Here is a 6,279-nt window from a genome sequence, read left to right on the forward strand (position 1 = left end):
TAATTCGGGTTAGCTTCAACGGTGTAAATAATGACTTGTGTATCCAAGTAAATTGTAGCCGAGGATGGTAGATTTAGTTGTCCCATGAGTTTCTTTCTTCAAGAAGTTCCCGATCGATTTCTTCAACAGTTCTGGAAACATGACGGCTGCGGATTTCTGTCAGCAATTCCAACACTTTACGCCGCCCCCCTTGAGGCTTTTCTGGTATAATCACAAAAACTTCAACCTCTTCGCCCACAGATCCAGGTGGCACTTGAATTTCAAGTTTATTTCCTGCAAGAACTTTGGTTGTAATCCGTATTGCTGACTGCATAATTCCTCCTTGGCTACAATTAATTTTCAACAGCCCCTAAAGCTTTGAGCGTGCATTTTTCAACTTCCGTTAAACCTTTAACACCCGCGATATTCATCCCCTCATAAGGTCTTTCACTTCTGAGTGTTTTTAGACATTCACCTGTATTAAAATCCCAAATTTTAAGAGTCTCATCGAAACTTCCACTAACTAGAATTTTGTTTGTCGTCTGAACTAATTGCTAATGACCTGATTCCATTGGTATGTCCCTGCAAAGTTCTCAAGCATTCTCCTGTAGAGATATCCCAGATTTTTACTGTTTCGCTGCTACTGATTATAGTTTTATTATTCAAAGTAAAAGCTACTGACCATACGGAACTGGTATGATTATGAAAAGTTTTGAAGCATTCTCCAGTGTGAATATCCCATAACTTTATTGTTCGATCGCTACTACCGCTGATTAAGGTAGTACCATCAGGACTCAAAGCAACTGAATTTACTGTATTGGTATGCCCTTGTAATGTTTTGAGACATTCTCCAGTGTGGATATTCCATAACTTCACAGTTTGGTCGCTACCACCACTGGCTAAAGTTGTATCGTCAGGACTAATTGCCACTGACCACAACCAGTCGGTATGTCCTTTCAAGGTTTTCAGGCACTCTCCGGTGCGAATATTCCATAACTTAATAGTTGCATCGGCGCTAGCACTAATTAAGGTTGTACCATCGCGATTGAAGGTTACTGAATTTACACAGCCAGTATGTCCAATCAAAGTTTTTAGACACTTTATTGTAGCAATATTCCATATTTTAATTGTGCGATCGTAGCTACCACTCGCTAAGGTGGTACTGTCAGGACTTATTGCTACTGCGTTTATTCTACTGGTGTGTTCGCCAAAAGTTTTCAGGCATTTTCCGGTGTGGATATCCCATAGCTTCACTGTTTGGTCTTCATTACCGCTAACTATCGCTGTACGATCGGGACTGATCGTTACTGACCGTATAGAGTTGATATAACCACGCAAGGTTTTCAGGCATTCTCCGGTGCGGATATCCCATAATTTTACTGTTTGGTCATCACTGCCACTGAGCAAAGTTGCACCATCGGGACTAATTGCCACCGATCTTAGCCAATCAGTATGTTCTTGTAAAGTTTTCAAACATTCACCAGTCTTAATATCCCATAGCTTCACTTGCTGGTCATAACCAACACTAGCTAGGATGACACAATTAGAACTAATAGCTACTGACCGTATTCTATTAGTATGTCCGCGTAAAGTTTTTAAACATTCTCCACTACGGATATCCCATAGTCTGATAGTTTGGTCGCTGCTGCCACTGACTAAGGTTATATTATCAGGACTAATTGCTACCGATAGAACTTTATTTGTATGTCCGCGTAAAGTTTTCAAACATTCTCCACTACGGATATCCCATAGTTTGATAGTTTTGTCACTACTACCGCTAGCAACGATTCTACCATCAGAGCTTATTTCTACCGATCGTACCGTGTCAGTATGTCCTTGGAAGGTTTTTAAGCATTCTCCAGTATGGATATCCCATAGCGTCACAGTTTTGTCATGACTACCACTGGCTAAGGTTTTACCATCAGGGCTGATTGACACAGAATTTACTCTGCCGTGTCCCTGCAATGTTTTTAGACATTCTCCAGTACGGATATCCCATAATTTCACTGTTTTGTCAAAACTAGCACTGGCTAAAGTTGTACCATCTGGACTGAAGGTTAAAGACCTGATCCAGTCAGTATGCCCTTTACAAAATACAATTTGTTGACAGTCTGAAACTTGCCACAATCCGATGGCGCAACCAGAATCACCCGTAGCAAACAGTTTGCCATCTCGACTAAATGCCACTGCAAAAACTGCACCAAAGGATTTAGCAAAAACGGAATTAGCTAAATTCGCTTCAGCAAAATTGACGTGGCGCAGCGTCGCATTTGTAAAATCAGCACCTAAAATAACTGCACGAGAAAGGTCTTTTGCTTCTAACGCAGTGCGATCGATTTTCACCAACAGCGTCGCCGCATTCCCTCCCACATAACTTACCTCATTTTCACTTTTGCCTCGCGTTGCTTCCAGAATTTCTAGAAGGGGCGACTTCTCTAAAGCCCCCCTTCTTAAGGGGGGTTGGGGGGATCTCTCCTGGCTAACATCGTCACTATCCTCTCTCTCTAATAGGAATTCGGGGGATCTCTCGTGATTGGCATCGTCAGGATCCCCCCCGACCCCCCTTAACAAGGGGGGGGAAATAACATCCAACATTGGTAACAACAAATCCATCACTGCTTTTGTCAGCGGCGCGTGTCCGAAACTATTACGGAGTTGTCCTAAATCTTCAGCAACAAATCCCTGCAAAGAGGCGATAAGTTCGTTGTTATTTCTCTTCTGCGCCTGAAGCTGACAATAATTAGACCAAGTGTATAATTGAGCCTCAGTATTCGGGTTTACACAAGACTGTTCAGGCGCAACTAATTCGGTAAAATCTGCCACCAAAACTCCCAATTCCGCTGCAAATTTATAAGCGACAAAAAACTCCAACAACGAACGGTGGGCCGGAGTATAATCGCCATCTGCATTGCGGATCAGCATCGTTTGACCCATCATGTCATAATGCCAGTGGTCTAAGTCTTTTTCCTCTTGGACGACAGAACCGAACAGGCCTCGGATGCGATCGGGAAAACCGCGATAATTCAGGCTCATTTGGTCGGTAGACAGCATTTCCCAAGACAATTCGCACAAAAAGTAAAGCTTATCTGCTAAGGAAGTAAAAGTCCGTTCTGCTTTGATATCTCTCTCTATCTTCCGCCGCACCGCATACAGATAGATTCGCGACATATCCACTGGTTTTCCAGCTTCAATATCCGGCAATGCTTCCAAAATTAACTCGGTCATCACTGGACGGCGCGCTAAATCCAATAACTGGGGGTTTCCCATCACTTTTTCGACAGTAGCGGCTTCTGTTTGAAATGACAGCGCTTGCCCAATTTGCTCGTCGTTAAACTTCTCTAATTCTAATACTTCAAATTGGGGAATTTCACCTGTCAAAATGGTTGTTGACGCTTGCAGTTCTGCATTGAACAATGCCCGTCCTTCCTTGCCTTCAGGAAAGTGTTCGGTACGGCAAGTGAGGATGACTTTTGCGCCGGGAACGACCGTTTTTGCTAGTTCCCAGAAGTTGTTGATGGTTTCTTGCCGATCGCACTTAGCGGCCATTTCATCAAAACCATCGAAAATCAACAGAAACTTACCCATCCGATTTAGTTGTTCAAAGGCCGAATAACCCGCCAAAGGTATCTCGTGTTTCCGAAAGAAAAACTCGGAAAATAGCGACTCCACACTAACGGCTTTCGCGTAATCTCGCAGCGGAATTACTAACGGCAAACGCGGACGTTCCAAACCGCGTTTTTGAGCATCTCGGTAGCGTTGCAGCGCCATCCAAGCATAGTGCATCACAAACCAAGTTTTCCCCGTCCCAAATTCTCCTAAAACTGAAATATGTTCTTTTACGGGGTCATCCAACCACAGGTCAATATAACCTTCAATCCAGCCATCTCCCTCGCCATAATGACTCACTCCTATTTTGCGGTGAGTATCGGGATCAATTTCTTCTTTTGTACAAGCTAGTGGCACGTATTTTGTATTAATTTTCCGGCTGGTAATTTCAGTTTCTAGCCAATCCAGATAAGCGGTAAAATCGGCATCTTGGTCGAGTAATTCATCAAAAGTATAGCAAGCTAAATTATGATTTTCTGGTTTCTCTACTTCATCCCGCGCGGCGCGACTGATGCGGCGGGCGGTGACTAACCATCCTTCATCGGTGCGCTGTTTTTCCACCGACTCGCGCAAGGCAGAAATGTCCTTGAGTCCGGCTTCTCCGGCAATTCCGCGCACTAAAATGCGATCGTACCGATTGCGTCTGACGGGAACATTGATAATCCATTCAAAATAGTTATCTTCCCAAATTTCATATTTCTCAAACCGATAACTTAATGTCTCAAACCAACCTCGAACTTGTTGCGATAAAATAAAAGCTTGAGACTTTTGAATATTGTTGGATTCGGCTGCGGGAAGTGCGGGATAATCTTGAGATTCCAACCGCGCAAATTCGGTGCGAATTCCTTCCAGCGTGGGAAGGCGTTCGATGCGATCCATTACCATACATAGGCGTTTTTGCAAAGAGGCGAGCGAATTTCCCACCATCACATCTCCCAGCGTCCGCGTCCGCTTTGCTACTTCCATAAACACGGCGGCAAATGCCATAAATTCCCGTCTGGGATCAATGCCTAAATCGCGAATTTCCTTGCCCAAAGCAGACTCGTTCAGATAATATTCGCCTGCTTGAATTAAAATGGCTGGGCTATCGGACTCGAAGGCTTTGCGAAATGCTGATTCAATTTCTTTTTGGCGAAACAGTTCTAAAATCTGCTTGGGTTTGCCTGCGCCGTATTCTACTAAAGTATAAACATAAACTCCCGCGAAATCGGCTGGCGGCGCATCGGGGTCGAGGTTGAATTTTTTTAATAATTTGATGACAGCTTCGTTGCGTTGAAGCTTGTCTTTGACGGTGCCGAAGGGAATGGCTGTCACGAGGCTGATAACTAAGTCGAGACTAATTGGGATCATTGAGGCTTTCCTGTTTGTCCGTGGGAGTGATACTCGAATCTCAAAATTGGTAGGCTGTATCCCTGAAAGGTGTTGCGGGTCGCAAACTGCTCTAATTCTATGTTAACGCATCAGCCAACTGTCGCGCACCGACAGTCCGAGATTTGGCATATTCCGACAGTCCGACAGTCCGAGATTTGGCATATTCCGATAATCCGACAGGGGTTTCAACCCCTGTCTCATAGCGAAAGTCCTCTAAAGAGGACTATGGAACCGTATGTCATTTAGTAATTTGATTAAACCCAGATATTGAACAATATCAAATTCGTTAACATCAGAATTATTCATCTCTCTCCTCTCTTTCTCTGTGTTCTCTGCGTTCTCTGCGGTTAAATCATTCCGATCCAACCGAAATTGATTAAATAACATTCCTTAATAAAAGTCAATTTACTAATTCAAGCATTATCAATAAATTTTTCAGTCCTCATAGCGATGACTTTCGCTATGAGGCGGGGGTTTCAACCCCTGCCGGACTGTCGGAATATGCCAAATCTCGGACTGCGGAACTATAGCAATCCTTGCAGGAGTCGTAAATTTTTTACCCCACCCCAACCCTCCCCTTAGCAAGGGGAGGGAGTAAGAAATTCACAAATGATTTAGGATTGCTATATCATAAAAAATATTAACATTTTTACTAAAATATGACAACTTTAAATTGGACAAAAAACCGATAATATTGTAGTAAAATTCTCTCTAATTTAGTTGTCAAATCATAGTTTAAAAAGTTAAAATATAAATAACTAATAAATAGATATTGCTATCTATGAAAATACAATCATCAGTGCTAGTCCACCTAGGATTTGGCAAATATGTACGCTCCGATCGCGTAACGGCAGTAATACCAATCGAAGAAGAACGGGGGCCCGGTCGGCGGACTTTCGTGCACGTAGACGGCGAAGCTGACCCGATCGTTGCTTCGCGAGCAGAAGATACGATCGTCCGCGATTTGGTGCAGGAACCGCGCGAAATTACCCAAGCTCGCCAACAACAAGAAATCCTCCAAGATTTGCTGGCAGATTTGAGCAACGTTAACGTCACCGTGCGCCGCATCAGCCGCGATGAAGGCGGACTAGACCTCGAACGTTTGGAGCGCCGGATTCGCCAAATTTTAGAAGCATAAAAACAAAAGACCGCCCATGCGGTCTTGCTCCCAGTCCGCGCAGGCGGACTTTGTTTGACAAGACGCGGTTTTTAACCGCCGGAATTGATTTATGCAAACCTGGTTTCTAATACCATTTCTCTAACATCATGCGATAGTCTCCGACCCCCCCTAGCCCCCCCGAGCTCGCGGGGGGGGACAAGAAT

Annotated in this window: 3 protein-coding genes; 1 reads left to right on the forward strand and 2 read right to left on the reverse strand. The window is 44.0% G+C overall.

Going from position 1 to position 6,279, the window contains the following annotated elements; translation table 11 throughout:
- Nucleotides 1-73: 73 nt before the first annotated feature.
- Together WBA89_RS26565 and WBA89_RS26570 are read right to left on the reverse strand one after the other, a co-directional pair.
- Nucleotides 74-313 (reverse strand): hypothetical protein, encoded by a 240-nt coding sequence (locus WBA89_RS26565; protein WP_194063356.1) that lies wholly within the window; start codon nucleotides 311-313, stop codon nucleotides 74-76.
- Between the two features lie 185 nt (nucleotides 314-498).
- Nucleotides 499-4,935 carry a beta-propeller domain-containing protein gene (locus WBA89_RS26570; RefSeq protein ID WP_424410654.1) on the reverse strand — a complete coding sequence of 1,479 codons (4,437 nt, stop codon included), beginning with the start codon at nucleotides 4,933-4,935 and terminating at the stop codon, nucleotides 499-501.
- 802 nt (nucleotides 4,936-5,737) lie between these two features.
- Here WBA89_RS26570 and WBA89_RS26575 point away from each other — a divergent pair.
- A complete protein-coding gene (locus WBA89_RS26575; RefSeq protein ID WP_190740317.1) occupies nucleotides 5,738-6,094 on the forward strand; it encodes a hypothetical protein in 357 nt (118 codons plus the stop codon).
- The last annotated feature ends 185 nt before the right edge of the window (nucleotides 6,095-6,279 follow it).

The organism is Microcoleus sp. (assembly GCF_049646505.1).
GTDB lineage: Bacteria > Cyanobacteriota > Cyanobacteriia > Cyanobacteriales > Microcoleaceae > Microcoleus.

Coding starts and splice junctions, on each gene's coding strand:
- WBA89_RS26565 (WP_194063356.1), bottom strand. CDS start 313: ATGCAGTCAGCAATACGGATTACAACCAAAGTTCTTGCAGGAAATAAA.
- WBA89_RS26570 (WP_424410654.1), bottom strand. CDS start 4,935: ATGATCCCAATTAGTCTCGACTTAGTTATCAGCCTCGTGACAGCCATT.
- WBA89_RS26575 (WP_190740317.1), top strand. CDS start 5,738: ATGAAAATACAATCATCAGTGCTAGTCCACCTAGGATTTGGCAAATAT.